This window comes from Bacteriovorax sp. As-1 (assembly GCF_058446905.1).
Window position 1 is genome coordinate 1,887,761 of record NZ_CP184341.1, and the last position, 24,225, is coordinate 1,911,985.

The following is a 24,225-nucleotide window of genomic DNA, read 5'->3' on the forward strand; positions in this document are numbered from 1 at the left end:
GATTAATTTATGTCGAAAAAACGTTTGATCATCGTCGACGTCTCAAATTTTATTTTCCGTGCGTTTTTTGCTATTCGTCCAATGCACTCACCGGAAGGCGTGCCGACAAATGCGGTGTACGGAATGTTCACGATGCTTTTAAAACTTCTGTCTGATCACAGACCGACACATGTTTTTCTTGCTCGCGATACCAAAGGTGGATCATTTAGAAATGAACTTTTTGATGGTTATAAGGCCAATAGGTCTGAGCCACCTGAGGACTTGATTCCGCAATTTGCTCTAATCGAAGAGCTGATTAAAAAAATGAACCTGCCAACTTTCAGCCACGACAACTTCGAGGCAGATGACATCATTGGTTCGGCAGTGGTTCAGTGGAAAGAGCAGTTTGATGAGATTTTTATCGCTTCAGGGGATAAGGATTTAATGCAATTTGTAGGCGGGAACGTAAAACTTCTCGATACGATGAAAGACAAACTTTATTCACCTGATGATGTTGAAGAAAAAATGGGTGTTCGCCCGGAACAGATCGTCGACTACCTTTCAATCGTAGGGGATACGTCTGATAACATTCCAGGGATGAAAGGAATTGGTGCTGTTGGTGCGGCTAAACTTTTAAAAGAGTACGGCACGCTGGAAAACATCATCGCCAATCGCGACCAATTGAAAGGAAAGAAAGTGATTGAAGCCTTCACTGATCATCTTGAGGCCGGTCTTCTTTCAAAAAAACTTGTTCAAATCGTTACCGATGTAGACCTAGGTCACACACCGGAACAAACAGCAGTCAGCTTCTATCCAACTAATGAGCTTTCTGATTTCTTAAAAGACCTGGGATTTAAATCAATCCTGGTTAAACTTCAGGAAATGAGATTCCAACATCACCTTGCCCGCGAAACAGATAAAAATACGGGTGGAACAACTGATAATGGACCAATTGAAAGCGCGCTCTTTAATCAAACAAAAGGTGCTTCAGTTACAGTCGTCGACTTAGATGAAAATAATTTCGATGAAATCCTGAATCAGGCAAAACAAGCTGAGAGTGTTGCGGTTTACAACCTGTTTGATAACGATGACATTTATGCGAGAAAAATCTCGCGCACTTATTTTTCATTCAATGAAACCCATACATATTCGGCTGACCAGAATCTAGTGGAGAGTGTACTTAAGGCCCTTTGGAACAACAAAGACCTTGAAGTGATTTCTGATAACTTAAAACGCGATTACGTTCATTCGGCCATCAACGGTTGGGGATTTGAAGCAAAACGTTTTGATGTGACTCTGGCGCATTTTAATATCAATGCAGGACTTCGCCATGACCTCGATGTCATTATGAAAGAATACCTGGATATGGAAGCTGGCCCTGATGAACATCAGGCAAATGGGGATCGCGCTTACGCGATTTTTGTTTTAGCGAGAATCTTTAAGCAAAAATTAAGTGACCTGAAATTGATGGATATTTTTAATAATATCGATCTTAATATTCTTTCAGTCCTGGGGAAAATGGAGAAAGAGGGAATCTCTCTTAATTCAAATTACCTGCGCGAACTTGAAGTTGAACTTTCGACTGAAATTAAAAAAGTTGAAGAGGAAATCTTTAAAATGGCCGGAGGGGAAATCAATTTAAATTCTCCAAAACAAGTGGGAGTTCTTCTTTTTGAAAAACTGAACCTTCCACCGGTGAAAAAAACAAAAACAGGTTATTCTACAGACGCTGAAGTACTAGAAGAACTTGATGGAATGAACATCAGTGAAGTCCCTGGTCTTCTTTTAACTTTTCGCGAGTATGGAAAAATTCTTTCAACTTATGTTAAGGCCCTTCCAGAACTGGTTAACCCACAGACAAAACGCATTCATACAAATTTCAATATGACTGTCGCGCAGACAGGACGTCTTTCATCGACGAACCCGAACCTGCAGAACATTCCGGTGCGAAGCCCGATGGGCGAGAAAGTGAGAAAGGCCTTTATCGCTAAGCCGGGAAAGATTCTGCTTTCTGCCGATTACTCTCAAGTAGAACTCCGTCTTCTTGCTCATTTTTCAGAAGACCCGACAATGTTAAAATCATTCCAGGATAATTTAGATATTCACGCTCAGACGGCCTCTGAGGTTTTAGATATTCCTATCACTCAAGTGACTAAAAATGACCGTTCGATGGCAAAGACAGTAAACTTCGGTTTAATGTATGGACAGTCTTCTTTTGGCCTGGCGGCGACTTTAAAAATTTCCCGCACAGAAGCTAAGCAATACATTGATAAATACTTTACTCGCTTCAGCTCGATTAAAACTTTCCTTGATACTCTAAAAGACAAGGCAGAGCAGACGGGATATGCGGAAACACTACACGGAAGAAAACGCCTTTTACCGGATATCCACTCACAAAATAGAACGATTAAGGCCCAGGCCGAAAGAATGGCCATCAACAGCCCGATTCAGGGGACAGCTGCCGATATCATTAAGCTGGCGATGATTAAGATCGACCATGAAATGGTGGCGAAAAACTTGAAATCAAGAATGCTCCTTCAGGTTCACGATGAACTTATTTTTGAAGTTGAAGAAGATGAATTAAATCTTATGAAAGAGCTGGTACGCGAAGGAATGGAAAATGTTGTCGATCTTCGCGTACCACTTAAAGTTGATATGGGTGTAGGAATCAACTGGTACGATTTAAAGTGATTGGTATGTGAATGTGACCGGAATCTTAACTTCTGAGTTTAAGCTTCTGGTTACAGGACACGTATGCGCAATCTCTTCCAGTGTTGGCCTCTGATCGGTCGTTAAGTGGGCCGGTAGGGTAATGGCCACTTCTAGTTCAGCAATCATCCTAGGTGAGAGCTTCATTTTTTTTATGACTTGAAAACTCGCCCCCTTAATATCAATTCCATTTTTTTCAGCGTAAATGGCCATTGTTGTCAGGATACAGCTTCCGAGCGCAGCACCCAATAGGTCTGTAGGGGAAAAGGCTTCACCGCGGCCATTGTTGTCCTTGGGCGCGTCAGTATGTATTTGGGTATTAGAGGGACCGTGGGTCAGTGTGCAGTGCTTGTCTCCTTCATAAATCCCAGTCATTGTGACCATATTTGTCTCCTTTTTAGTAGAAAATGTATGCCCAAAATAATGCTCTAATCCCCGTTAAAAAGCAAAAAATGACACTATTTGTTGTTTTAGGAAAAAATAATTTTTGGATCTAACCTTGACACCTATGAGGTCTGATACCACATTGATAGAGTTCAAATTATTAGGAGGACTTATGCAATTAAAGCCGTTACAAGACCGCGTTGTCGTTCAACGCTTAGACGAAGAAACAAAAACAGCTGGTGGAATTATTATTCCGGACAACCACACTGAGAAACCTTCTCAAGGTAAAATCGTTGCTGTCGGAACTGGCTATAGACTAACTGACGGAAGTGTTCGCAACCTAGACGTTAAAGTTGGTGATACAGTTCTTTTTGGAAAATACTCTGGAACATCTGTAAAAGTAGATGGGAAAGAAGTTCTTATCATGAAAGAAGAAGAGATTCTTGGAATCCTTCAATAATTTTTAAAGTAAAAAACCATTTAGGAGAAATATATGGCTAAGGAATTAAAATACTCAGAAGACGCAAGAACTCTGATTCTTAACGGTGTAAACGCTCTAGCAAACGCTGTAAAAGTTACTCTAGGACCAAAAGGTCGCAACGTTGTTATTCAAAAATCTTTCGGTGCTCCTCACATCACAAAAGACGGTGTGTCTGTAGCGAAAGAAATCGAACTTGAAAACAACTTCGAGAATATGGGCGCGCAAATGGTAAAAGAAGTTGCGCAAAAAACTAACGAAGATGCAGGGGACGGTACAACAACTGCAACTGTACTTGCTCAAGCAATCTACAAAGAAGGTGTTAAACTAGTTTCTGCTGGTCACAACCCAATGGATCTTAAGCGCGGGATCGATCTTGCGGTTACTAAAGTTATTGCTGAGCTTAAGACTATGTCTAAGCCAATCAAAACTTCTGAAGAAATCGCTCAAGTTGGAACGATCTCAGGAAACAACGATCACGATATCGGTAAAAAACTTGCTGAAGCTATGTCTACAGTAGGAAACAACGGTGTTATCACGATTGAAGAATCAAAAACTGCTGAAACAGAACTTAACGTAGTAAAAGGGATGCAGTTTGACCGTGGATACCTTTCTCCATATTTCGTAAACAACCCGGAAAAAATGGAAGTTGCTTTCGATAACTGCAACATCCTAATCACAGATAAAAAAATCTCTTCAATGAAAGAACTTCTTCCTCTTTTAGAGAAGACTGTTCAATCAGGAAGACAACTTCTAATCATCGCTGAAGATATCGATGGTGAAGCTCTAACTACTTTAGTTGTAAACAAACTTCGCGGAACACTTCAAGTTGCAGCTGTAAAGGCTCCAGGCTTCGGTGATAGAAGAAAAGAAATGCTAAAAGACATCGCTACACTTACAGGTGGTACAGTGGTTTCTGAAGAGCTAGGAATGTCACTTGAAACTTCAGGTGTAGACGTTCTTGGTTCAGCAAAACGCGTAACTATCGACAAAGAAAACACGACAATTGTTGATGGAAATGGAAACAAAGCAGAAGTTCAAAACAGAGTTGCAGCTATTAAAGCTCAAATCGCAGAAACAACTTCTGACTACGACAAAGAAAAACTAAAAGAAAGACTAGCTAAGATCGACGGCGGTGTTGCTGTTATTAAAGTTGGTGCTCCTTCAGAAGCAGAAATGAAAGAGAAAAAAGACAGATATGAAGATGCTCTACACGCTACACGTGCCGCTGTTGAAGAAGGTATCGTTGTTGGTGGAGGTTCAGCTCTTCTACACGCTTCAACTGTTCTAAACGATCTTAAAGGCCGTAACGAAGAAGAAAACTTCGGTATCAGAATTGTGAAACGTGCTCTTGAAGAACCTCTAAGACAAATCGCTACAAACGCAGGTCTTGAAGGATCAGTTGTTGTTAACGAAGTTAAGGCCAACAAAGACAAAACTTTCGGTTTCAACGCTCGCGATGAAAAATACGAAAACCTAGTTGCTGCCGGAATCATCGACCCAACTAAAGTTGTTCGTTCAGCTCTTCAAAACGCTGCTTCAGTTGCTGGTCTAATGCTGACAACTGAAACAATGATTGCTGACCTTCCAAAAACTGACGCTCCAGCAGGAATGCCAGGCGGAATGGGTGGAATGGGCGGAATGGGTGGAATGATGTAACCAAATAGGTTCATCAACCTCGATACAAAACCATCAAAGGGAGTCCTCGGACTCCCTTTTTTATTTCCATCATTAAACATCCCACGTCGCTGATTCTTATTTTTTCCTTAATTCAATTGGCCTCTCATTTACACTCATCACTTCCTCATGCCTAATCTTTCAATCGATAAATTTTAAGGAGGATTTATGAAAGTACTATTGGCCCTTTGTTTGTCTCTCTTTGCTTCGGCTGCTCTTGCGTGCACAGACTTCACTGGAAGGTATAAAAACGAACAGAATGAGATTTATACGGTCTCTCAAAGTGCTTGTGCGAGTGTGACCGTGACCGGTTCGGAGGGGTCAGATACTATTATTACTGATGGCCAGTTTAGACTGTCGGAAGAAAATGAGGACGTCAAAGTACTTACTGCGGCCGCTTTCATTGGGGCAAGCCTGACTCTTGATCACCGCATTCAATATAAAAAACCTTTACCTCCTGAAGTGCCACCAACATCTATCCCTTTAAAAATTTTAGAGGTCTATGTAAAAGACGCTCGTGGTAATGTCGTTTTGACCACAACAATTTTTAATTCGACAGGTGGCGTTCTAGCTTCAATGACTTCTTTGCACCAAAAAATCTAAATTTTGTCTTTATCTTACAATGGGCCCTTAGGGGCCCAAATAATTTGTCACAATCATGACTTGAATGCTTAAATACCTCTATAATCTATTGTAGCTGCATGTGAAGGATTTACGTGCAATAAGTCAAGGAGATGATTATGGAAATTATTCTAAGCGCAGGACTATGTGTTCTGATCGTTCTATGCCTCGTTGAAATTTCTTCAATGCAGTTAGCTGCATTCCGTGAAGAGATGCGCCTGAAGGTTAACCAATAATGAAGTTTTTAACTGCAGTGGCTGCGCTTGCCTTTTCTGCAAGCGCCCTTGCATGTCCTAATATCACTGGCTCTTTCTATGACAGTGATGAAGATCTCGTAAAAACAATCACTCAGGTAAAATGCGAAAGCACTACCTGGTCAGATGAAGAAAGCACCACCACATTACTTGCCGACAACGTTGAGAGAGTCCTGGAAACAGATGGAAAGATGACGGCCTATGCGACAGTTTCTTTCACTAATGATGACCTGATTATCGACATCCGCATGGACTGGGGTGGGAGCAATGAGTTCGATCTTCCTGTTCGCTGGATTACTTCGTACCACATCGATAAATTCAATAACCTGGTTGAAAAGATTCGTCCTTTTAAGGAAGATGGATCGGAGCTGGGAACCGACTACGTAACTTTTAGAAGAGTAAAATAAAATGAAAAAATTGATTCTGATTGCAGCTGGCTTTTTGTCGACAAACGCTTATGCTTGTCCTGATTTAACCGGTTCTTATATTGATAAAAATGGGGAGAGTATTATTCTTTCTCAAAAAGGCTGTGAAGAAGTTTCAGTTCTTTCAAGACCACTGACTCACACTTTACTTTTAGATAACCAATTTACTGTCGTTCAAGATGATCAGGAAGTGCGTGCTATGGGACGCGGAGCTTTTGCTGGAGAGGAACTTGTCCTGGAAGTTAAGGTTCAATACAAAAAAGACCCGGGCATTCCTTCGATCTTTTTACCAGTGAGGGCCGTGAATAAATACTCGCAGACATCATCTGGTGATCTGATGGAAAAGTCGACGATCTACAACGCATCTAATGGTGTTTTAACTAATACAAAAGCAACCTACAGAAGAGCTAATCAATAACGTAGAAGATATTGTCTTCTTCCTTCACACGCGCCTTTGTTAAATCCTTGGGAGCAAAGACTTCGCCATTTAACATGGGCGTGAAGAGTTTCTTCATAATCGGTTTATTAGATTCAAAATACCTGTGGTCTGTTTGCAGCGACTTTGAAAGGTCGATGTAAATAGCTTCAGGGTCCTGAAATTCAGCACGTCTCTTAGATGGAATTTTTCCAAATCCTAATCCCAGTTTATAAAGAAGTGGTTGTTTGGCCTTTAAGTCTAAGAGGTAAGACATAATCAGCATTAAATCACGGTTGTTCATTAATACATGCCTGTGGGCTGCAAAGTCTATTTTAGTAAGCCATGCTTTGTGGTCTGCAAGGCCGGTATCTGCGGCAGCGGAAATGTAGTTATCAAAAAGTGGTTTTCCATAAACTTCATTGAGATCGCGGGCGTAAATTTTTTCAGTGTACTCGCGCAAGACGATATGACCCATGCTGTGAGTGAGTAAAGTTATTTTCTTTCGTTCGAAAATTTCTGGATGCTCTTCCTTATATGTTTTGATTCCATGAAGAACCACTGAGAGATCTTTTGCCGAGGCTTTGGCATTTTCCACCGGTCGAGTTAAGAGAGATGACCACGACGGCCAGTGAAACATCGCCACTCTTACGTTGTGAACTTTTTCGAGGTTAGAAATCATCTGCCATTCTTCATCTACATGTCTTCCACGGCCGTGAATATAAAGGACAATATTTTTATCAGGGCTCTCTTCGTGGAATGTATTTAAGATTTCAGAGATTTTATTTACTGGCCTTAGGGCAAAAACGCTACTGGTGTAGAGTCCGACTGTTCCAGGATCTTCAGCGTGAACTGAGAATGAAAATGTACAAAAAAGGGCAACTATTAATGTCTTAATTGATGTTTTCATGTGACTTTAGTCGGACTTTCAAAAAGTTTACTTTAGTGATTTTCCCCTCTGTAAAAAGGTAATGAGGTCAAAATTTTGAAGTCTGACATTTTCTTTTGACACCTAAACAGTCTGTTTAGTGCCTTTTCGTCACTGATTAATTAGGAGGGTTTTAGGCTATCAAGATGTTATAAATTTCCCTCTTTTGGCATACAGCCTGCAATAGTAAAAGATAGGAGATCAAGGAAGATTTCCACCAAGGATTTGGAACCTCAAGGAAGAATATTTAAGTAGGGAGCTTTAGGATGAAGCAATTATTAAGACTAGGAAAGGTCGCTGTTACGCTTGTCGGTCTAGCTGGATCTCTTAGCGTAGAAAACGCACTGGCAACGTCGACTTTTAATCTTTCTTGTCCTGAAAAGTACATTGCTACAGTCACGAATGTAGAGGATGTTGAGTCCCAAGCTGCATTCCCTAAAGTCGAAGTTGATTTCCAGATTATTCAGACACTGAAAGGTGAAAAGGTCCTTTCGAAAAAAATCCAGGTAGTAAAAGATGGGCCTGTGAAATTCAAGAGCGGTGAGATTTACACTCTTGAATCCAACGATGTCTGGTTATGTTCGGCGACTCTTTTTTCAAAATTATAGTTATTAGATAGATATATATGTTTCCTAATGCTTTCCACGGACGGAAGGTTGTTACGAAGTGATAATTTTTACAAGGACGTAAAATGAAGCACACAAAAAAATTGGCCATTAGTATCCCCCTCTCGCTAATGGCCATTTTCTTGTTTCTGGGATTAAGTTCAAACGCACAAGCCTATACATTCACTTCTGATTTTAAGAATGGATTTTACTGGCGTGCCTTTCCTATAAAAATGGCAAAGTTCGCATCTGCCGCTGATTCTCAAAACCTTGAAACACTGGCCAATCAGGCAGTAGCTGAATGGGAATCGGTGATCGGTAAAGATATTTGGGAACTAAGTGCAGTTCAAAACTCAACTAGCTATTCAGGAAGCTACATCCGTTGGTCGGATAATTTCGGAGCTGAAACGGGATACGATCCTTCAAGAACTCTGGCGATTACGATTCGTTATAATAAAGGAACGTATTTCGAGCAGACTGTTATCATTCTTAACGGAAGCATCAGTACCCTTCGCCAAAACTGGGGTAACAATTTAAGAACAACAATCCTTCATGAGATCGGACACACACTTGGTCTTGATCACTCAGAAGATTCGGGTGCAGTCATGGCCGCAAGCCTTGGAACTGCGACATCTCTTAAGTCTGATGATATCCAGGGAGTGAACGCGGTTGTCGATGAAACATTAAAAAGACAATCGACTGGTTATGTTTCACCTCTTTCAACACAAGAAAAGAAAGTGGCGGCCTGTGGAACAATTGAAGATATATCAAAAAATTCAGGTGGTTCAGGCTTCGCTTTGGCAAACTTCTTAGGGTCCCTAATTATGGGTATGATGTTGATCGCTTTCATTGGGAAAATCGAGAAAAATAGAAGACAAAAGATTTTGATCAGGTATTAAAAAAAAGTAATTTTTTGCTGAGTTTCTCCGAATAGGAGAGCATGAGTGCAGAAAACCAAACCCACATTAATTACATTTTTTACCTTCAAACTAAACCCGAGCTAGATCATACGTATTATGTATTAGCAGAAGTACTAGGGAAGATTAATATAAGTTTACTTCCCATCGAATCTCACGACTTAAAAAACATGGATAAAAATAAAAAACATCATGTGATTGTAGTGAGAAATGATTTTTCTTCTGCCTTTGCATTTAACGATGCTAGAAAAAATTTTCTTGATAGTGCTATGGCCTCTGGTAAGCTTATGGTTTATGATATCAGTTCGTTTTCAGAGGTTGAAAACGCGATGAAGTTTGAAAATAAAAATGTCTACAGGTATTTCCAACTTCCACTGAACGTAAAACAAGTAGCGATGACGGTTGCAGTAGAATTTTACAAAGACCGCAATGCTCCTGTTGAATGGCCAGGCGGACGTAGAGCAAAATTGCCTTCTATGACTAATTCAAATTAAGTCGTAAAATAGAAACACTATGAAAGTAAAAATTAGTGAAGAAACGCAACGTATGCTCATGCTGCTAAAGCTTGATGCCAAAAGACTGTTTGAGAGAATCAAATTCAGGTCACCAGAATACATGTACGAGTTTTCACTAAAAAGAACCAGAGACCATTTCCCGGCGGTTTTCAACAACCGTTACGATTCAACAAGCATTAAAGAACTGATGCTTTGTGGAGAGGAAGTGCTTGTAGGGCTCGATTTGTTTTACAGCAAAGTCGATGAAATGCGCTGGTATCTTAATCACACACAGGACATGCCTAATCGAGTAGAAGATAGAGTGCATGCTTATGTGCGAGAGCTGGAAAAGCATTTCGAAACTCTGAATCTGTATATTGACGTTGAAATGGGACTTATTAAAGAACAAGCAGAACATGAAACAGACAATTAATATCGCCGCATTTTTTTTCGTACTCGCAATTCCGTTTGCACTATCTTCGCAGACGAGAAAAGCTATTCCTGCGGGAAGATATGAAGCGCTTTCTGGTGTGAAGAACTCAAGAAGCGTAAAGAGTACAGAAGCTCCTGCTGGAGAGAGAAAAGATTCGACCGCATTGTTCTGGAATGAAGTGCTTAAACATATGCCAGAGAACTCTCAGGAACTTTCATATTTCTCAACAGGGAAGATGGACGAGTTTTCTACAAACCTTTTGGCAACAAAAGGATTAAAAACGGTAAAGAAGCTTAACGAAAAAACCAACATTGTTTTCAGCGATGACCTAAAACGCGACCGCGAAGTTCTTAAAGGACTTAAAAACAAAAGCAGCCTGGTTGTTCTAAAAGACTCACAAGAGTTAAAAGACGTCATGGCCACACTTGGGCAGTTTGAAGTTCTGCTTTACCAAGCAGAAGATCAATCAAACTATTTCCTTCTGAAGCTTAGATAGTTAATCAAAAGACTCAAGTATAATCTTCCTCATCTGGACGAAAATCCAATAGCTTTGGATAATAAGAGAATGAAGTTATTGCGTTCATTTATTCCATTTTTGGGGCTGCTCTTTACTGCTAGTACAGTAAACGCCCAGCTTTCAGAAGAGGGGATTTTTTCAGGGCGCATTTCTAAAATTAGCCGCGATATTTCTATCGTCAGAGTGAAAGTCGATTTCGACAATGTTAAATACATCAATGTCAAAGATAAGATTGAATTCTGGGATGAGAAGAACTCCACACTTAAGTGCAAAGCTTATGTCATGGGGAGAACTGCTGATTATATTCTTTTAAAAATTCCAGACATGAAGTTCTGTGAAAAGAATCTTTATTTTACGGCCGGGGCTTACTTTAAGTTTTTTAGTGAGGATCTTCAGAATAACGTGAAGATGGGCCGTGAAGTGGTAGGTATACTTATTAAAAAACGCATGGCAGTTAAAGGCCAAATGGAGATGAAAAATAAAGAGATCCAAAGCCATGTTGAGAGAATCAACACCATCAATGCACGTTACCAGACGTTGCGCGACAAGTTGGAACAAGAATGGCAGAAGGAGCTCCATGCCCTGGATGAAGATAGAACGTACTCGCTAAGGTCTTATAAAGATTTAGAACGCCGTTTGGATGAAATCGACCAAAAGCTCGAGCAGTATAAGATTAAAGACGAGAATCTTACACTCGATAGATGGTCTCTCGACTCTAATCTCTATTTCAAAAAATAATTGAACTCTGCACACTTCTATTCTAAGCTGTATTAATTTTTTAAAAAGGTGGAAATACAATGAAAAAGTGTGTGATTGCTCTATCATTGACGCTTGGCGTGATGAACACTGCCTTCGCTGTCGGAAATGCAAAAGCTCCATTCGGTGGAGAGTTTAAAATCAACCTAGGTCAAGCGCCTACAACTTTAAATGCTCTGTCATCATCTGATGCTTACGCAAGTGAAGTTCAATCGATGATCATGGAAGGATTACTAACAAGAAACCCTGACACAAGAGAGTGGGAACCTGCTCTTGCAAAGTCGTGGACGATTTCAAAAGACGGAAAGACTTTTGAATTCACACTAAGAGACGGAGTTAAGTGGCACGACGGAAAACCGCTTACAGTTGAAGATGTTAAGTTTTCTTTTGATGCTATCATGGATCCAAAAGACACTTACAAAACGGCTCACTTAAAGCCTTACTACGAAAACATCAAGTCTGCTGAAATCGTAGCTCCAAACAAAATCAAGTTCACAGTTGGAACTCCATACTTTAACAACTTCACAGTTGCAGCTGGGTTAACAGTTGTTCCAATGCACTTATACAAGAACCCGAGCAAAGAGCAGGAAAAAATCCTGAACAAAACTCTAGTGGGAACTGGCCCTTACATGCTTAAGGAATTCGACCGCGCGAAGAGAATCGTGCTTACATCTAACCCTAATTGGTGGGGAAGAAGTGAACCGTCACTAAAAGGAATTCACAACTTCCAGACGATTACAATGAGATTTATCCAGGACTCAACGATCTCAATCCGTTCAATTGAAAACGGAGATATCGATTACCTAGCTCTTCAACCAGAAGAGTACGCTCAAAAAACTAACGGCCCTAAATGGGGTAAGTCTGTTCATAAGATCAAAACTCAAAACAAACAAGTATCAGGTTACGCTTTCGTAGGTTTCAACCTGACAAACCCAATGTTCAAGTCTGTTAAAACAAGAGAAGCAATGGTTCACTTGTTTGATAGAAAGAAGATGATTGAGAAACTTCTTTTCAACTTCTCTCTTCCGGCAACTGGACCTCTATACCAACAATCTGATTATGCTGATCCAACAGTTAAAGCTCTTGAATTCGATCCAAAGTTAGCTCTTAAGAAGTTAACTGAAGACGGATGGAAAGATACAGACGGGGATAGAATCCTTGATAAGATGATCGATGGTAAGAAGGTTAAGCTTTCATTCACAATCCTTGAGCCACTTCCAGACTTCGTAAAATTCCTGACAACGTTCCAGGAAGACGCTAAGAAAGTTGGTGTTGATGTTCAGGTAAAAGTTGTTGAGTGGAACGCCTTCATTAAACTTCTTGATGAAAGAAAATTCGAAGCAGTTCGTTTAGCATGGGGTGGTGGAGACCTTGATTGGGATCCAAAACAAATCTGGCACTCAGAGTCTATTGCTAACGCTGGATCAAACTTTGTTCAATACAACAATCCAAAAGTAGACAAGCTTATTGATGAGTCTCGATTAATTATGGATAAAGCGACAAGAGTTAAAAAACTTCGCGAAGTTTATAGAACAATTGCAGCAGACGTTCCTTATATCTTCCTATTTAACGGAAAGTTTAAGTTCTACGCTCATACAGACCGTATCGGTAAAGAAAAAGATACATACACTTACTCTATCGGGTCTGATTACTGGTGGATTGCTAAATAACTAGAGGTTTTTCTTGTTTACTTATATCTTAAAAAGATTACTGATCATGATCCCGACTTTGCTCGGGATCACTCTGGTCACATTCGTTATCATTAACCTTGCTCCTGGTAGCCCGATCGAGCAGCGAATTCAGCAAATGAAATTCGGTGGAATGGGCAATGAGGGCAGAAGTAACGTCGACAACTCAAAGAGTAGTGCTGTTTCTGAAGAAGTTATTGAGGCCCTTAAAAAACAATATGGATTCGACAAGCCGGTACATATCCGTTACTGGATTTGGCTGAAGAATATCGCCAAGCTTGATTTCGGTGAGAGTTTTACTTACGAAGAGCCGGTTCTTGATGTTATTACCAGTAAGCTTCCCGTGTCTCTACAGTTCGGAGTTGTCTCCCTGATCATGTCGTATCTGGTGTGTGTGGTCTTAGGGGTTATTAAGGCAGTAAAACACGGAACAACGTTTGATTATGTGTCCAGTTTTCTTCTCTTTGTTTTCTATTCGATCCCGGGCTTTATGTTGGCCATTCTCCTCATCGTTTATTTTGCGGGTGGAGGATTCTACAACTGGTTCCCGATGGGCGAACTTTACTCTGACAATTACTACGATCTGACTCTTTGGGGGAAAATCGTCGACCGCGTTCACCATTTCATCCTTCCGCTTATTTGTTACATGATTGGATCTTTCACAGTTCTAACCATGCTAATGAAGAACTCACTTCTGGATGAAATTAAAAAGGACTACATTCGTACTGCTCGCGCAAAAGGTGTTCCTGAGAAAGTGGTCTTCCTGAAACACGCTCTAAGAAATGCACTGATCCCAATCGTAACGGGTATCGGTGGATTTATTTCAGTTTTCTTCGTTGGTTCTCTTCTTCTGGAAAGCATTTTCCAATTAGATGGGATGGGGCTTCTAAGTTATAAATCGATCCTTCAGAGAGATTATAACGTTATCATGGGTCTGATTTTTATTCAGAGTGTGCTCATGTTAGTTGGAAACCTGATCAGCGATTTAGCTTACATTGCTGTTGACCCAAGGATTGATTTCAAATGATCGAACGTTACATAACTAATGAATTAACTCGTAAGCGTTGGAAGATTTTCAAAAAGAGTAAATCAGCGATGATCTCATCGTTTGTTTTAGTGTTTTTAATTCTAGCGACTTTCCTTTCACCATTCATCGCTAATAGCCGCCCATTGATTATTAGTTATCATGGGACGACTTATTTCCCGATTTTCAAGGACTACAATGCCTCTGACTTCGGGATCACAGATGCTCTGGACGTGGATTACCGTGCCCTGCAAATGGGGAAAGGCGATTATGCTTTATGGCCAATCGTTCAATGGGACCCGTTTGAAAGTAACTCAAAAGTAGATTCTTATCCGTCAGCTCCCTCTGAAACAAATATCTTTGGTACAGACGACCGCGGCCGTGACGTGTTTACTCGACTGCTTTATGGATTCAAATACAGTATCTCTTATGCTGTTGCTGTTTGGTTTATCTCACTTTCTATCGGGACTATTCTTGGTGGAGTGATGGGATTCTTCGGTGGGAAAGTGGATTTCATTGGGCAGAGGATTGTTGAGGTCCTAAGCACTGTGCCTCAGTTCTTCCTTCTTATCATTCTTATCTCGATCTTCACTCCTTCGTTGGGAATGCTGATTCTGATTTCATGCGTGTTCGCCTGGATTAACATTTCATACTACGTGCGTGGTGAGTTCTTAAAAAATAGAAACCGCGAATTCGTTGAAGCGGCCAAGTCTCTTGGGGCTTCAAATATGAAGATCATCTTTAAGCATATTCTGCCGAACTCATTAACTCCGATTATCACGTTTGCGCCGTTTACAATCGCAGCGGAAATCGTAGGTCTTGCAGCTCTTGATTACCTGGGCTTTGGCCTTCAGGTTCCAACGCCAAGTTGGGGAGAGCTTCTGGCCCAGGCCCAGAAAAACTATACCATCGCATGGTGGTTAGCATTCTACCCGTCACTGGCGCTGTTCATTGTTCTTACACTTTTAAACCTTATCGGTCAGGGAGTAAGAGATGCAATGGACCCGAACATGACCTAGAAAACGTATCTAAGTCCAACAGAAGCCATTCTTCCACCTGTTCCATAGCCGTAGACTTCTTCATAGTCTCTATCGAGCAGGTTTTTTACTTTCAGGTAAATAGAAGTGTTTTCTCTGAATTCTCTTTCGTATCGCAAATTAAAGATCAGGTACGATGGCATGTGAACAGTGTTGCCAAGGTTGTCGACATCGTTTCTTTTCCCCGTAAAATCTCCTTCAACACTGACTAGTTCTTTATTAGAAGGAGTGAAATCGACTGAAGTTTTAACATTGATATTCGGGCGTCTGGCGAGCTTTTGTTTGGCCGTCATGTCGCGAGCAGAAAGCCAGGTGGCGGACGTGTTAGAGCTAAAATCATCCGTTAGTTTTGCCGCAAAAGAATTTTCAATTCCGATGATTCTGGCGCTTCCTCTGTTTTGGTTGACGAAAGTGACCGGATCATAGCTTAAACGGTTTTGAATATCAGTATAAAAAAGTGTCCCGATATATTTGCCATTTTCAGTCACTGGAACTTCAAATCCAATTTCCGCAGTCTGGCTGTCTTCTGGTTTTAAGTTTTTATTACCGTAAGTCGGATCGTGCAGTTGATTTAAGCTTGGCGCCCTAAAGCCAGTTGAATACGCCATCTTCAAATTAAAATGAGTGAAAAAATGCATCAGAGCAATTTTATAAGTGATGTGTTCACCAAAGGATTGGTTGCTGTCTAATCTGACTCCGGCATTGGCCACTGCTGGTCCAAACTCGAGACGATTGTATAAGAAAAAACTGAAATTTTCGTTGGTGTTTTTCTTTTGGTCTTCTTCGTGTTGGTAATCGAAGTTGTAGTTTTGAGTGAAGAAATCATTAAGGTATTGAGTGTGGTTGAGCGCTACACCGTTTATTTCACCTTTATTTGTCGTTGAGGAAGCCGTGGTGTTTTTATTATCACTTCTGACGTTTAAGGTGCGATGGTGTTCAGAACGAGTCAAGTTTAGAGTTGTTTCTCCTGTTGACCAGGCCTGAGTGTATCCGGCCTTCATAAATTTCTGTTCAGTAAATTGTGAGTCGTTTGGATCGTCTTCGCCGGCCCCGCCTCCTTTATCCAAATCGACTTCATCATTCACATAACGGTAGTTGATGTTGAATTCTCCACTGGAAATACTTTGAGCAAGAGCGGCCGAAAGAGTGCTTCTTTTTTCGCCGTCCTTTTCAGCGTTAGGATTGCGGGAGTCATTAGCGGCTGAAAAACCTGTTGTTTTTAAGTGGTCAGCCCCAAAACTCATTGATGTATGGTTAAATTTTTTCTGAGCATTAACTCCGGCATTGAGAGTGTTGTGAGTTCCGTAATCAACAAAACCAGATCCGCTAAGTTTGTCGGAACCTTTTTTCGTTGTAATAACGAGAACACCACCAATAGCATTTGATCCGTAAAGAAGGCCTTGTGATCCCTTAAGAATTTCTACACGCTCAATGTTATTTAAACTAAGTCTTCCTAAATCAAACTGGCGAGTAGGGTTACTTGGGTCATTCATCACAATGCCGTCAATAACTACTAAAACTTGAGAAGATTCAGTTCCGCGCAGAAATAGACTGGTGTTCCCACCCATTGGCCCTGATTGTGATAGTGTCAGGTCCGACTCTCTTGCGAGAAGTTCAATCATTGAAGATGACTTTTTAATGTCATCCTGTTCAAACACTTTAATGTCTGAAGGCGACTTTTCAAGAGTGCTTTTGATTCTGTCTGCAGTCACGATGATATCATCATTCGCAAGTACTGTTTGTGAAGTTAAAAAGGCAATAAGAGATACGTGCGTGATTTTTCCAAGCATGGTTCCTCCACGGGTGAATAGGGAATAAAAAGGGATCGGGCTTTACCGTTGCGGGACAGCGTTGGAATCTCACCAAACTTCACTGCTTTTTATTCGTAGTTGAGCTTGCCTCTATTATAGAGAAAGCGGGACACTTTACAATAAAAATGAGGGGCCTTAGACTTTTTAAATGAAGTTTTATTGTTTCATTTTTATTCTGGCCCTTTCATTGAAGGCCCACGCAGCAGATTGTGAAGCCGCTAAACCAATTAGTGTTTATAAACCGACCTATGCTGAATATTTCACTATTTCTTATTACGATAATTACAAAATCATAGATGCCGGAAAAGCTCCTTCGCTTGAGCGCTACATCGTCGCAGATGGAGCACTTAAATGCGAAACGAGTCTGGCCGTCCTTACCTCCAAAACAAAAAGATTTGTTTCTTCATCTACGACTCATTTATATTTCCTCTCGGCCTTTAATCTGGAACACACTCTAGTTGGCTTTCAGGGAACTCGCTATATTTTTAATGAGAAAATCAGAGCGCAGAAAATGAAAGAGATCAATTACCAGATGAATGCTGAAGAGCTTTTTGCTCTTAGGCCAGACCTGGTTATGGCCTACTCTGCAAATGCAGGAGCGGAAAGAGCAAAACAATTAAGGAAGTTAAAAATTCCAATTGTTCTTAACTATGACTTTGAAGAAAGACACCCATTGGCGAGAGCAGAGTGGATTGTTTTTGAAGCAGTCTTTTTTGGTAAAGATAAAGAGGCCCAAGAACTCTTTAATAAAATCAAGTTAAGCTACAACGAATTTAAGCATCGAGCAGCTGGACTTAAAAAATCCAAAGTTCTAGTTGGCGATATTCAACGAGGCAAGTGGTCTACTTGTGGAGGGACAAGTGACCTGGCGATTATTATCAATGATGCTGGAGGAGAGCTCCTTTTAAAAAGCCAAAGTAATCAGACTCAGTATGTATCTCTGGAAAAAGTTTTAAAGATCAATGAAAGGCCAGACGTCTGGTTTTCACAAAACACTTGGGAAGATGCTAAAGCGATGGGCAAGGACTCTCGCTATAAAAAATTTCAATCGGTGCCTTTATTTAATAATACTAAGCTTATTAACAAAGATGGCTTTAGTGATTTCTGGGAAACAGGTGTTGCCCGCCCGGATCTTTTAATTAAGGATTTCTTTGCGATAATGCATCCTTCTCAATTTCCCAATGAAAAAACAATCTGGTATAAGGAGCTGAAATGAACAACAGACCCTTAGTCACCATTTTTAGTTTCGTTATGATCACTGCACTTTTAGCGGCGATTCTTCTGGTTTATGGAGACGCAGGCTTTAACGTTCAGGACGACTTGCTTTTATGGCAACTGCGTTTTCCTAAAATCATTGTAGCTCTAATGGCCGGTGGAATGTTGGCTGGCTCAGGACTTCTCTTACAAGTTTTTTTCCAAAACCCATTGGCAGGACCAGATCTTCTGGGAATTAATGCTGGCTCGTGCTTAGGTGTGGCCATCGCCATTATGGGGGCTTCATTTTTACCAGCGGGCATCGCTCCTTTTGGCCAGACATTGATGGCGATGTTAGGAGCTCTCGGTGTTTTTCTTCTGTTAACTTTTTTAGTTAGAAAGAATATCAACCGCATTAGCCTTTTAATCCTGGGGCTTTTAATTGCGAGTTTTACTGCAAGTTTTATCAGCGTTCTGGTGAATATGACCCCAAGTCTTCAGGTGAAGAACTTCTTAATGTGGTCAATGGGAAGTTTCCAGGGAGTCACGATTGAAGAGCTTCCCTACTTTGTAGGTTTTGGACTTTTAGGATTAATTTTCCTGGCCATCCTTCCAAAAGGACTCAACCAATTTATCATCGGTGAAAACTACGCCCGTAGCATGGGAGTAGATGTAAAACGTTTTAAAACCATTCTTATTCTTGTTTGTTCATTTTTAGTGGCAATCGTGACAGCTTACTGCGGTCCAATTGGGTTTATTGGGATTATCGCGCCTCATATTGCCCGCACGTTTATGAAGAGAAGTGATATCCGTCTGGTGATGCCGGCAGTGTTTTTCGTCGGAAGCTCACTGGCCCTTTTCACTGAACTCATTTTAATTTTTACCAGTGAATACTCGCTGGCGACCAATTCGATTCTTGGATTAATTGGAGCTCCGGTGATCGCTCTTTACTTATATCGCGACAGGAGAGTTGTATGATTACATTTAACAATCTCTCTGTTGGTTTTAACCATAAAACGGTTCTTTCTGGTCTCACAGGAGAGCTTCGAAAAGGCGATTTGATTGCTTTAATGGGGATCAACGGCGTAGGGAAGAGCTGCTTTTTAAAAACGATAACAGGACTTAATCCGCTCATTAAAGGCGAGCTAGCTTTAGATGAGAGTCCTTATTCAACTTATTCTGAATTAGACCTGGCAAAAAAAATCTCTGTGGTCTTAACCGATAGAGTGCAAGTGGATTACCTGCGCGTTTTTGAGCTTATTATGCTGGGAAGATCTCCTTATACAAACTTCTGGGGTGAAGTCTCGCCAGAAGATATGAGAGCAGTAAACGACATCATTAAAATGCTCAATATTGAATCTATCACTGAGAGATTTTTTTCTGATCTAAGTGACGGGCAAAAACAAAGAGCGCTGCTTGCGCGTGCACTCGTGCAATCGCCAGATTATTTATTCCTAGATGAACCAACAACGTATTTAGATATTCCTTCAAAGATCGAATTAATGAAAATCCTAAGATCAGTGAGCCAGGATAAATGTGTCGGTGTGCTTTTTAGCACTCACGATTTAAGCCTGGTAGAGAACGTAGTCGATCAGATCTGGCTGGTAGATTCCGAAGGTCTGCTCCATAAAAAAAGCCCCGAGGAAATGAATCGCTCGGGGCTCTTAGCTAAAAACTTTAATCTTTAATTTAGATTTGAACTAGAGTGACATCAACGGTTCTTTCTTTTCCATCTCTGACGATTTTAACTTTTACTTTATCGCCAATCTTGTACTTGTTTACTGTCGAATAAAGATCGTCATAGTTTTTTACTGAATCAGAGTTGATTCCTACGATGATATCGCCGATGTAGTATTGGCCGAAACGATCGCGGGTAATTCCTTGAAGACCTGCTTTTGAAGCGGGGCCTTTTGGATCGACAAACTTCACCATAACACCTTCGCGCAGTCCAAAGCGGGCAGCGTAGTAGTCTTCAAGAATCGCCACTCCAAGACCTGGACGTATCACACGTCCGTATTGAATGATTTGAGGAACGATGTCTTTAATGATTGCGACAGGAATTGCAAACCCAAGACCAGCAGAAGCACCAGCTCCACCAGCATTGTAAATCATAGCGTTCATTCCGATTAGTCTTCCTTGAGAATCAAGGAGCGCTCCACCTGAGTTACCCGGGTTGATTGAGGCATCAGTTTGGATCATTCCATTGATAGAAACTCCACCAAATCCTTTAATCTTTCTTCCCAGAGCAGAAACTGACCCTGTGGTTAAAGTGTGATCAAGTCCAAGCGGGTTTCCGATCGCTAGAGTCTTTTGTCCAACTAATAGCGTTCTTGAATTCCCTGGAACAATCGGTTTTAAATTTTTTGGAAGCTCTAACAGTTTTAAAACAGCGATGTCGTTTTTTGGATCACCACCAATAAGCTTCGCTTTGTATTGTTTTTGGTCTTCCCTGAAAGCAACCGTGAAAGAGTCACCACCATCGACAACATGGTAGTTGGTGATGATATGACCAGTGGTATCCCACACTAAACCAGAACCCATCCCGGCCTGAACTTCTGTGGCATCCATATCGAACATTCCCTTCGACTTGCGAAGGTTAGAAACGTTGACGACAGAATCGGCCGTATTTTGGAAAACACTAATAGAATTTTTTTCGTTATCCAGAAGCATGGCCGCTTCTTTTTTGGCATTTTGCTGTGAATACGTAGGGACAGCTAAAGCCATAGTTAGAACAACCAAAAGACTTAACTTACGCATGAACTCCTCCTTGCATGGAATGTACTCTATAGATATAATCCCGGAAGGCATTTTGAGCAAGGGGTTAAGGTGGAAATTAAATTTTACAACCGCGTAACGGGCAAAATAGATCACGAGATGGTTTATGGAGATAAATTTATTGAGTGGCTTTACGAATCTCCAAGTGGAAAAGGGCTTTCTCACCTTATTTGCAAAGCGCCAATCAGCAAATTTTATGGGGCCCTACAAGACTTACCTCTAAGTCAGCAAAAAGTTGCGCCATTTATTAAAAAATTCCAGATTCAAATGGATGATTATCTTCCTGAAGAGGGAAGAACTGAACAATCTCCGTATTCAACTTTTAATCAGTTTTTTATCCGCCGTTTCCGCCCGGGAAAACGTCCCATTGTTGAAAGCCCATCTGAGATGGCAGCTTTCAGTGAAGCTCGTTATTATGGCTATGAGAGCGTTCTGGATAACGAAACTGTGCCAGTCAAAGGTCACAACTTAAAACCAAAAGCGCTAATTGCTAATAGCAAATGGGAATCGACTTTTGAAGACGGGCCACTGTTGCTTGCAAGGCTTTGCCCGGTGGATTATCACCGCTACCATTTCCCAGACGATGGAAAAATCGTCGACGACTACCGCGTCTCTGGGCTTTACCATTCAGTGAACCCATTAGCTCTTAAGTCAAAAGAAGATATTCTGATCACGAATGAAAGACACGTCACCATTCTTGAAACAAAGAACTTTGGCAAGCTTGCTTACATCGAAGTGGGAGCAATCTGTGTTGGGAAAATCATCCAGTCAAAACCTTTAGATAAAGGTAGAGAGTTTGCTCGTGGAGAAGAAAAAGGCTATTTCCTTTTTGGTGGATCAACAGTGATCGTGATTGGTGAAAAAGGTAAATGGAAGCCAAGCGCAGACATTCTGATGAATACTAAAAAAGGAATGGAGACTTATCTTCACTTAGGAATGAGTGTCGCTGACCGTTGCTAAAAGCGGGTAGTGGTCAGAAGGAAAAAGTCCTTCAGTGCTTGTCATTTTTACCAGATGGATATCTTCGCAATTAAAACTCTTCGGAATTAAAATCCAATCAATGCGATCGCCTTCAGACATTTTATCACCGAGGAAACTATGATGACTGGTTTCCTCGGGAAGTTTCTTTTCTTTCCACGGGTCTTTTAAATCAAAATTATTAACCAGAGTTTCCATAAGTGTTGTCGTTGGTGACTCATTAAAGTCGCCCATGATGATCACGTCGCGCGAGCTTAATGATTTGATCTCTTTGATCAGGACTTCAATTTGCTTTTGTCTGGTTTCGCTCTTCACGTGATCCAGGTGAGTATTGATAATGGTCATCTGGCGGCCACTCTGAATAAAAGTCACATCCGCCCAGGTACAAAGCCTGGGGAACATGCTGAGAAAAGAACTCGAGCCCGGGATGAGGGGAGTTTCCGAAAGCCAAATGTCTCCGGATTTTTCAACTTTCACCGTTTTGGGGTTAACAAACAAACATGGGTACATGCGCTCATCAATCCAGCTTCGGTGGGAGTCCACCAAAACGAGTTCGGGAAGGGCATCGTCTAATTCTTTTAGTTGCCCGATTCTTCCTTCCTGAGTTCCTAAAATATCCGGCCCGAAATCCTGGAAGAGTTTTACCAAAAGAGGCATGCGGGCTTCCCAGTTGTGGATGCCGTCAGCTGGATTGGAAAAACGAATATTGGACGAAAGGATTTTTAGCTTCATAAATTGTTCTTATTTTAGAACAGAACATTCTTATCTGAGAACATGATTCTCTCTGCAGAGTTCTCTTTAGGGCCTGATTTCATAGCGTTACCCGACATAAGACCTTGGCATACCTTCTGCTTTAGGGCTCAGACCAAAAAGGGAGGGACAATGGACTTACAAAAAACGATTTTAAATCAGTATGTGCTCTTAAACGGCAAACCTACTTTAAAGAAAATTTCAGAAGACACTGGGATTCAAATCACCCGCGTTTTCAGGCTTTTTAACGGCAGCACAATGAAGCTCTCGGAGTACCAGATTTTTAATAAAAAAGTGAAAGAGAAAATGGGATTAACTGATGGAATTGAGGCGATTGCCTTTGAATGTTCACTCCGCTTAAGCCCGGAAGCAATCAAAGATTTGGAGCAATTTCTAAAGCGAAAACTCGAGACCTGGAAATTGATCCAAGTTCAGAAATCGGCCACTTCTGGCACATTAACCGCTTAATTAACGCAAAGAGGAATACAATGAACGACGGACTTTTGATGATTGAAAGAATGGTGATTGAATCGCTTTCTAAGAAAGAAAAGAACATCCAAGAGATTGAAATTGATACGAATTTAAGTCATGGGTTGTTGTTAAATATCCTGCCCAATTTGCTCATGAGGAATATGGTTCGCTATCGAAGTGGGATCTATTCCATCGATAAAGACCATTGTTTCGAATGGTTAAGTGAAGTGAACAAAAAAGAAAACGTCAAAGAAGAGGCCCGAGAAATCTTCTCTTCTTTGGTGAATCAGTATTTTAAAAAAGAAACTCACCAAGTTTCCCAAAATGGGCCGCAACTTAAAATCCAAAAGGTCTGGTTGACCAGAGAGGAAGAGTTAATTCTAAAATCTCACATGGCAACTCTGGAAGGTTTTTTCAGTGGAATAAAAGAGGCGAGAAAATACCATCCTCAGAGGGAAAAAACCTGTGAACAGCGTGTGGTGATTTGGGGATTGTCTCACTACTCGGATTTAATTGAGGGAGTTTTGCAGGCAGTTTAGGTTAAAATATTTTTAACTTTTTTAAGAAAGACAGTTGACTTCGATACAGCAAAAGTAATATAAATTTAGTAATCATTATTGTGCACGGTAACACGTCATCATCTAAACGAAACTTAGGAGATTTGAGATGAAAAAATTATTAGTTCTTGCTCTTGTTGTATCTGCTGTATCTTTCGGTTGCTCAAAAAAAGAAGAAGCAACTACTACTGAAACTGCACCAGCTGCTACTACTGAAGCTGCTCCAGCTACTGAAGCTCCAGCTACAGAAGCTGCTCCAACTGCAGAAGCTGCTCCAGCTGCAGAAGCTGCTCCAGCTGCAGAAGCTGCTCCAGCTCACTAATTAGTTATTAACCACTCGTAAGAGTG

Annotated in this window: 27 protein-coding genes and 1 riboswitch; of the genes, 22 read left to right on the forward strand and 5 right to left on the reverse strand. The window is 40.9% G+C overall.

What is annotated here, in order from left to right:
- Nucleotides 1-9 precede the first annotated feature (9 nt).
- The gene (gene polA, locus ACN20O_RS09505; RefSeq protein ID WP_491633721.1) at nucleotides 10-2,670 is read left to right on the forward strand and encodes a DNA polymerase I; all 2,661 of its coding nucleotides are present in this window, start codon (nucleotides 10-12) and stop codon (nucleotides 2,668-2,670) included.
- On the opposite strand, the gene ACN20O_RS09510 is transcribed toward polA, so the two are convergent.
- Complete coding sequence (locus ACN20O_RS09510; RefSeq protein ID WP_491633722.1) at nucleotides 2,662-3,072, reverse strand: OsmC family protein; 411 nt, start codon at nucleotides 3,070-3,072, stop codon at nucleotides 2,662-2,664. The two genes, polA and ACN20O_RS09510, sit on opposite strands and share 9 nt — an antisense overlap.
- 172 nt (nucleotides 3,073-3,244) lie before the next feature.
- On the opposite strand from ACN20O_RS09510, the gene ACN20O_RS09515 reads away from it, so the two are divergent.
- The 5 genes from ACN20O_RS09515 (at nucleotide 3,245) to ACN20O_RS09535 (ending at nucleotide 6,945) form a co-directional block, all read left to right on the forward strand.
- Entirely contained in the window at nucleotides 3,245-3,532 is a 288-nt protein-coding gene (locus ACN20O_RS09515) for a co-chaperone GroES (RefSeq protein WP_491633723.1), read from the forward strand.
- 33 nt (nucleotides 3,533-3,565) lie between these two features.
- Nucleotides 3,566-5,209 carry a chaperonin GroEL gene (groL, locus tag ACN20O_RS09520; protein WP_491633724.1) on the forward strand — a complete coding sequence of 548 codons (1,644 nt, stop codon included), beginning with the start codon at nucleotides 3,566-3,568 and terminating at the stop codon, nucleotides 5,207-5,209.
- 186 nt (nucleotides 5,210-5,395) lie between these two features.
- A complete protein-coding gene (locus ACN20O_RS09525) occupies nucleotides 5,396-5,830 on the forward strand; it encodes a hypothetical protein (RefSeq protein ID WP_491633725.1) in 435 nt (144 codons plus the stop codon).
- A 253-nt stretch (nucleotides 5,831-6,083) separates the two neighbouring features.
- A complete protein-coding gene (locus tag ACN20O_RS09530) occupies nucleotides 6,084-6,509 on the forward strand; it encodes a hypothetical protein (RefSeq protein ID WP_491633726.1) in 426 nt (141 codons plus the stop codon).
- Nucleotide 6,510: 1 nt separating this feature from the next.
- Nucleotides 6,511-6,945, forward strand: a complete 435-nt coding sequence (locus tag ACN20O_RS09535) for a hypothetical protein (RefSeq protein ID WP_491633727.1) — start codon at nucleotides 6,511-6,513, stop codon at nucleotides 6,943-6,945.
- Here ACN20O_RS09535 and ACN20O_RS09540 read toward each other — a convergent pair.
- On the reverse strand, nucleotides 6,935-7,852 hold the full coding sequence (locus tag ACN20O_RS09540; RefSeq protein WP_491633728.1) for an alpha/beta hydrolase: 918 nt from the start codon (nucleotides 7,850-7,852) through the stop codon (nucleotides 6,935-6,937). The genes ACN20O_RS09535 and ACN20O_RS09540 overlap by 11 nt on opposite strands.
- 284 nt (nucleotides 7,853-8,136) lie before the next feature.
- On the opposite strand from ACN20O_RS09540, the gene ACN20O_RS09545 reads away from it, so the two are divergent.
- From ACN20O_RS09545 to ACN20O_RS09585, 9 genes are all read left to right on the forward strand, one after another.
- On the forward strand, nucleotides 8,137-8,478 hold the full coding sequence (locus ACN20O_RS09545) for a hypothetical protein (protein WP_491633729.1): 342 nt from the start codon (nucleotides 8,137-8,139) through the stop codon (nucleotides 8,476-8,478).
- Nucleotides 8,479-8,561: 83 nt separating this feature from the next.
- Nucleotides 8,562-9,374, forward strand: a complete 813-nt coding sequence (locus ACN20O_RS09550; protein WP_491633730.1) for a matrixin family metalloprotease — start codon at nucleotides 8,562-8,564, stop codon at nucleotides 9,372-9,374.
- 41 nt (nucleotides 9,375-9,415) lie between these two features.
- Nucleotides 9,416-9,886 carry a hypothetical protein gene (locus ACN20O_RS09555; protein ID WP_491633731.1) on the forward strand — a complete coding sequence of 157 codons (471 nt, stop codon included), beginning with the start codon at nucleotides 9,416-9,418 and terminating at the stop codon, nucleotides 9,884-9,886.
- 19 nt (nucleotides 9,887-9,905) lie between these two features.
- Entirely contained in the window at nucleotides 9,906-10,319 is a 414-nt protein-coding gene (locus tag ACN20O_RS09560) for a hypothetical protein (RefSeq protein ID WP_491633732.1), read from the forward strand.
- The gene (locus ACN20O_RS09565; protein ID WP_491633733.1) at nucleotides 10,303-10,815 is read left to right on the forward strand and encodes a hypothetical protein; all 513 of its coding nucleotides are present in this window, start codon (nucleotides 10,303-10,305) and stop codon (nucleotides 10,813-10,815) included. The genes ACN20O_RS09560 and ACN20O_RS09565 overlap by 17 nt, the downstream gene beginning before the upstream one ends.
- 69 nt (nucleotides 10,816-10,884) lie before the next feature.
- Nucleotides 10,885-11,574 carry a hypothetical protein gene (locus tag ACN20O_RS09570; protein WP_491633734.1) on the forward strand — a complete coding sequence of 230 codons (690 nt, stop codon included), beginning with the start codon at nucleotides 10,885-10,887 and terminating at the stop codon, nucleotides 11,572-11,574.
- 59 nt (nucleotides 11,575-11,633) lie between these two features.
- Nucleotides 11,634-13,262: an ABC transporter substrate-binding protein gene (locus ACN20O_RS09575; protein WP_491633735.1), complete on the forward strand. Its 1,629-nt coding sequence runs from the start codon at nucleotides 11,634-11,636 to the stop codon at nucleotides 13,260-13,262.
- A gap of 13 nt (nucleotides 13,263-13,275) precedes the next feature.
- On the forward strand, nucleotides 13,276-14,307 hold the full coding sequence (locus tag ACN20O_RS09580) for an ABC transporter permease subunit (RefSeq protein WP_491633736.1): 1,032 nt from the start codon (nucleotides 13,276-13,278) through the stop codon (nucleotides 14,305-14,307).
- Nucleotides 14,304-15,323, forward strand: coding sequence for an ABC transporter permease subunit (locus tag ACN20O_RS09585; RefSeq protein ID WP_491633737.1), 1,020 nt, complete (start codon nucleotides 14,304-14,306; stop codon nucleotides 15,321-15,323). Before ACN20O_RS09580 ends, ACN20O_RS09585 begins: the two co-directional genes overlap by 4 nt.
- Here the strand turns inward: ACN20O_RS09585 and ACN20O_RS09590 are convergent.
- Nucleotides 15,320-17,131 (reverse strand): TonB-dependent receptor plug domain-containing protein, encoded by a 1,812-nt coding sequence (locus ACN20O_RS09590; RefSeq protein ID WP_491633738.1) that lies wholly within the window; start codon nucleotides 17,129-17,131, stop codon nucleotides 15,320-15,322. The two genes, ACN20O_RS09585 and ACN20O_RS09590, sit on opposite strands and share 4 nt — an antisense overlap.
- Before the next feature lie 21 nt (nucleotides 17,132-17,152).
- Nucleotides 17,153-17,227: riboswitch (adenosylcobalamin-variant (AdoCbl-variant) riboswitch) on the reverse strand.
- 73 nt (nucleotides 17,228-17,300) lie between these two features.
- On the opposite strand from ACN20O_RS09590, the gene ACN20O_RS09595 reads away from it, so the two are divergent.
- Genes ACN20O_RS09595 through ACN20O_RS09605 form a run of 3 tightly spaced genes read left to right on the forward strand, consistent with a single transcriptional unit; the run spans nucleotide 17,301 to nucleotide 20,034 of the window.
- Nucleotides 17,301-18,368 (forward strand): ABC transporter substrate-binding protein, encoded by a 1,068-nt coding sequence (locus tag ACN20O_RS09595; protein ID WP_491633739.1) that lies wholly within the window; start codon nucleotides 17,301-17,303, stop codon nucleotides 18,366-18,368.
- A complete protein-coding gene (locus ACN20O_RS09600; RefSeq protein WP_491633740.1) occupies nucleotides 18,365-19,324 on the forward strand; it encodes a FecCD family ABC transporter permease in 960 nt (319 codons plus the stop codon). The genes ACN20O_RS09595 and ACN20O_RS09600 overlap by 4 nt, the downstream gene beginning before the upstream one ends.
- The gene (locus ACN20O_RS09605) at nucleotides 19,321-20,034 is read left to right on the forward strand and encodes an ABC transporter ATP-binding protein (protein WP_491633741.1); all 714 of its coding nucleotides are present in this window, start codon (nucleotides 19,321-19,323) and stop codon (nucleotides 20,032-20,034) included. The genes ACN20O_RS09600 and ACN20O_RS09605 overlap by 4 nt, the downstream gene beginning before the upstream one ends.
- Before the next feature lies 1 nt (nucleotide 20,035).
- On the opposite strand, the gene ACN20O_RS09610 is transcribed toward ACN20O_RS09605, so the two are convergent.
- Nucleotides 20,036-21,103 carry a S1C family serine protease gene (locus ACN20O_RS09610; protein WP_491633742.1) on the reverse strand — a complete coding sequence of 356 codons (1,068 nt, stop codon included), beginning with the start codon at nucleotides 21,101-21,103 and terminating at the stop codon, nucleotides 20,036-20,038.
- A 69-nt stretch (nucleotides 21,104-21,172) separates the two neighbouring features.
- Between ACN20O_RS09610 and ACN20O_RS09615 the strand changes: the two genes are divergently transcribed.
- On the forward strand, nucleotides 21,173-22,081 hold the full coding sequence (locus ACN20O_RS09615) for a phosphatidylserine decarboxylase (protein ID WP_491633743.1): 909 nt from the start codon (nucleotides 21,173-21,175) through the stop codon (nucleotides 22,079-22,081).
- On the opposite strand, the gene ACN20O_RS09620 is transcribed toward ACN20O_RS09615, so the two are convergent.
- Nucleotides 22,052-22,831, reverse strand: a complete 780-nt coding sequence (locus ACN20O_RS09620) for an endonuclease/exonuclease/phosphatase family protein (protein ID WP_491633744.1) — start codon at nucleotides 22,829-22,831, stop codon at nucleotides 22,052-22,054. The two genes, ACN20O_RS09615 and ACN20O_RS09620, sit on opposite strands and share 30 nt — an antisense overlap.
- Nucleotides 22,832-22,981: 150 nt before the next feature.
- Between ACN20O_RS09620 and ACN20O_RS09625 the strand changes: the two genes are divergently transcribed.
- The 3 genes from ACN20O_RS09625 to ACN20O_RS09635 all read left to right on the forward strand — a co-directional run bounded on the left by ACN20O_RS09625 (nucleotide 22,982) and on the right by ACN20O_RS09635 (nucleotide 24,199).
- The gene (locus ACN20O_RS09625) at nucleotides 22,982-23,317 is read left to right on the forward strand and encodes a hypothetical protein (RefSeq protein ID WP_491633745.1); all 336 of its coding nucleotides are present in this window, start codon (nucleotides 22,982-22,984) and stop codon (nucleotides 23,315-23,317) included.
- A gap of 20 nt (nucleotides 23,318-23,337) precedes the next feature.
- On the forward strand, nucleotides 23,338-23,859 hold the full coding sequence (locus ACN20O_RS09630) for a hypothetical protein (RefSeq protein ID WP_491633746.1): 522 nt from the start codon (nucleotides 23,338-23,340) through the stop codon (nucleotides 23,857-23,859).
- A 127-nt stretch (nucleotides 23,860-23,986) separates the two neighbouring features.
- On the forward strand, nucleotides 23,987-24,199 hold the full coding sequence (locus ACN20O_RS09635) for a hypothetical protein (protein ID WP_158649518.1): 213 nt from the start codon (nucleotides 23,987-23,989) through the stop codon (nucleotides 24,197-24,199).
- The last annotated feature ends 26 nt before the right edge of the window (nucleotides 24,200-24,225 follow it).

Bases quoted from the DNA above. Each gene is read 5' to 3' on its own strand.
- polA (WP_491633721.1), top strand. From the start codon at position 10: ATGTCGAAAAAACGTTTGATCATCGTCGACGTCTCAAATTTTATTTTC.
- ACN20O_RS09510 (WP_491633722.1), bottom strand. From the start codon at position 3,072: ATGGTCACAATGACTGGGATTTATGAAGGAGACAAGCACTGCACACTG.
- ACN20O_RS09515 (WP_491633723.1), top strand. From the start codon at position 3,245: ATGCAATTAAAGCCGTTACAAGACCGCGTTGTCGTTCAACGCTTAGAC.
- groL (WP_491633724.1), top strand. From the start codon at position 3,566: ATGGCTAAGGAATTAAAATACTCAGAAGACGCAAGAACTCTGATTCTT.
- ACN20O_RS09525 (WP_491633725.1), top strand. From the start codon at position 5,396: ATGAAAGTACTATTGGCCCTTTGTTTGTCTCTCTTTGCTTCGGCTGCT.
- ACN20O_RS09530 (WP_491633726.1), top strand. From the start codon at position 6,084: ATGAAGTTTTTAACTGCAGTGGCTGCGCTTGCCTTTTCTGCAAGCGCC.
- ACN20O_RS09535 (WP_491633727.1), top strand. From the start codon at position 6,511: ATGAAAAAATTGATTCTGATTGCAGCTGGCTTTTTGTCGACAAACGCT.
- ACN20O_RS09540 (WP_491633728.1), bottom strand. From the start codon at position 7,852: ATGAAAACATCAATTAAGACATTAATAGTTGCCCTTTTTTGTACATTT.
- ACN20O_RS09545 (WP_491633729.1), top strand. From the start codon at position 8,137: ATGAAGCAATTATTAAGACTAGGAAAGGTCGCTGTTACGCTTGTCGGT.
- ACN20O_RS09550 (WP_491633730.1), top strand. From the start codon at position 8,562: ATGAAGCACACAAAAAAATTGGCCATTAGTATCCCCCTCTCGCTAATG.
- ACN20O_RS09555 (WP_491633731.1), top strand. From the start codon at position 9,416: ATGAGTGCAGAAAACCAAACCCACATTAATTACATTTTTTACCTTCAA.
- ACN20O_RS09560 (WP_491633732.1), top strand. From the start codon at position 9,906: ATGAAAGTAAAAATTAGTGAAGAAACGCAACGTATGCTCATGCTGCTA.
- ACN20O_RS09565 (WP_491633733.1), top strand. From the start codon at position 10,303: ATGAAACAGACAATTAATATCGCCGCATTTTTTTTCGTACTCGCAATT.
- ACN20O_RS09570 (WP_491633734.1), top strand. From the start codon at position 10,885: ATGAAGTTATTGCGTTCATTTATTCCATTTTTGGGGCTGCTCTTTACT.
- ACN20O_RS09575 (WP_491633735.1), top strand. From the start codon at position 11,634: ATGAAAAAGTGTGTGATTGCTCTATCATTGACGCTTGGCGTGATGAAC.
- ACN20O_RS09585 (WP_491633737.1), top strand. From the start codon at position 14,304: ATGATCGAACGTTACATAACTAATGAATTAACTCGTAAGCGTTGGAAG.
- ACN20O_RS09590 (WP_491633738.1), bottom strand. From the start codon at position 17,131: ATGCTTGGAAAAATCACGCACGTATCTCTTATTGCCTTTTTAACTTCA.
- ACN20O_RS09595 (WP_491633739.1), top strand. From the start codon at position 17,301: ATGAAGTTTTATTGTTTCATTTTTATTCTGGCCCTTTCATTGAAGGCC.
- ACN20O_RS09600 (WP_491633740.1), top strand. From the start codon at position 18,365: ATGAACAACAGACCCTTAGTCACCATTTTTAGTTTCGTTATGATCACT.
- ACN20O_RS09605 (WP_491633741.1), top strand. From the start codon at position 19,321: ATGATTACATTTAACAATCTCTCTGTTGGTTTTAACCATAAAACGGTT.
- ACN20O_RS09610 (WP_491633742.1), bottom strand. From the start codon at position 21,103: ATGCGTAAGTTAAGTCTTTTGGTTGTTCTAACTATGGCTTTAGCTGTC.
- ACN20O_RS09620 (WP_491633744.1), bottom strand. From the start codon at position 22,831: ATGAAGCTAAAAATCCTTTCGTCCAATATTCGTTTTTCCAATCCAGCT.
- ACN20O_RS09625 (WP_491633745.1), top strand. From the start codon at position 22,982: ATGGACTTACAAAAAACGATTTTAAATCAGTATGTGCTCTTAAACGGC.
- ACN20O_RS09630 (WP_491633746.1), top strand. From the start codon at position 23,338: ATGAACGACGGACTTTTGATGATTGAAAGAATGGTGATTGAATCGCTT.
- ACN20O_RS09635 (WP_158649518.1), top strand. From the start codon at position 23,987: ATGAAAAAATTATTAGTTCTTGCTCTTGTTGTATCTGCTGTATCTTTC.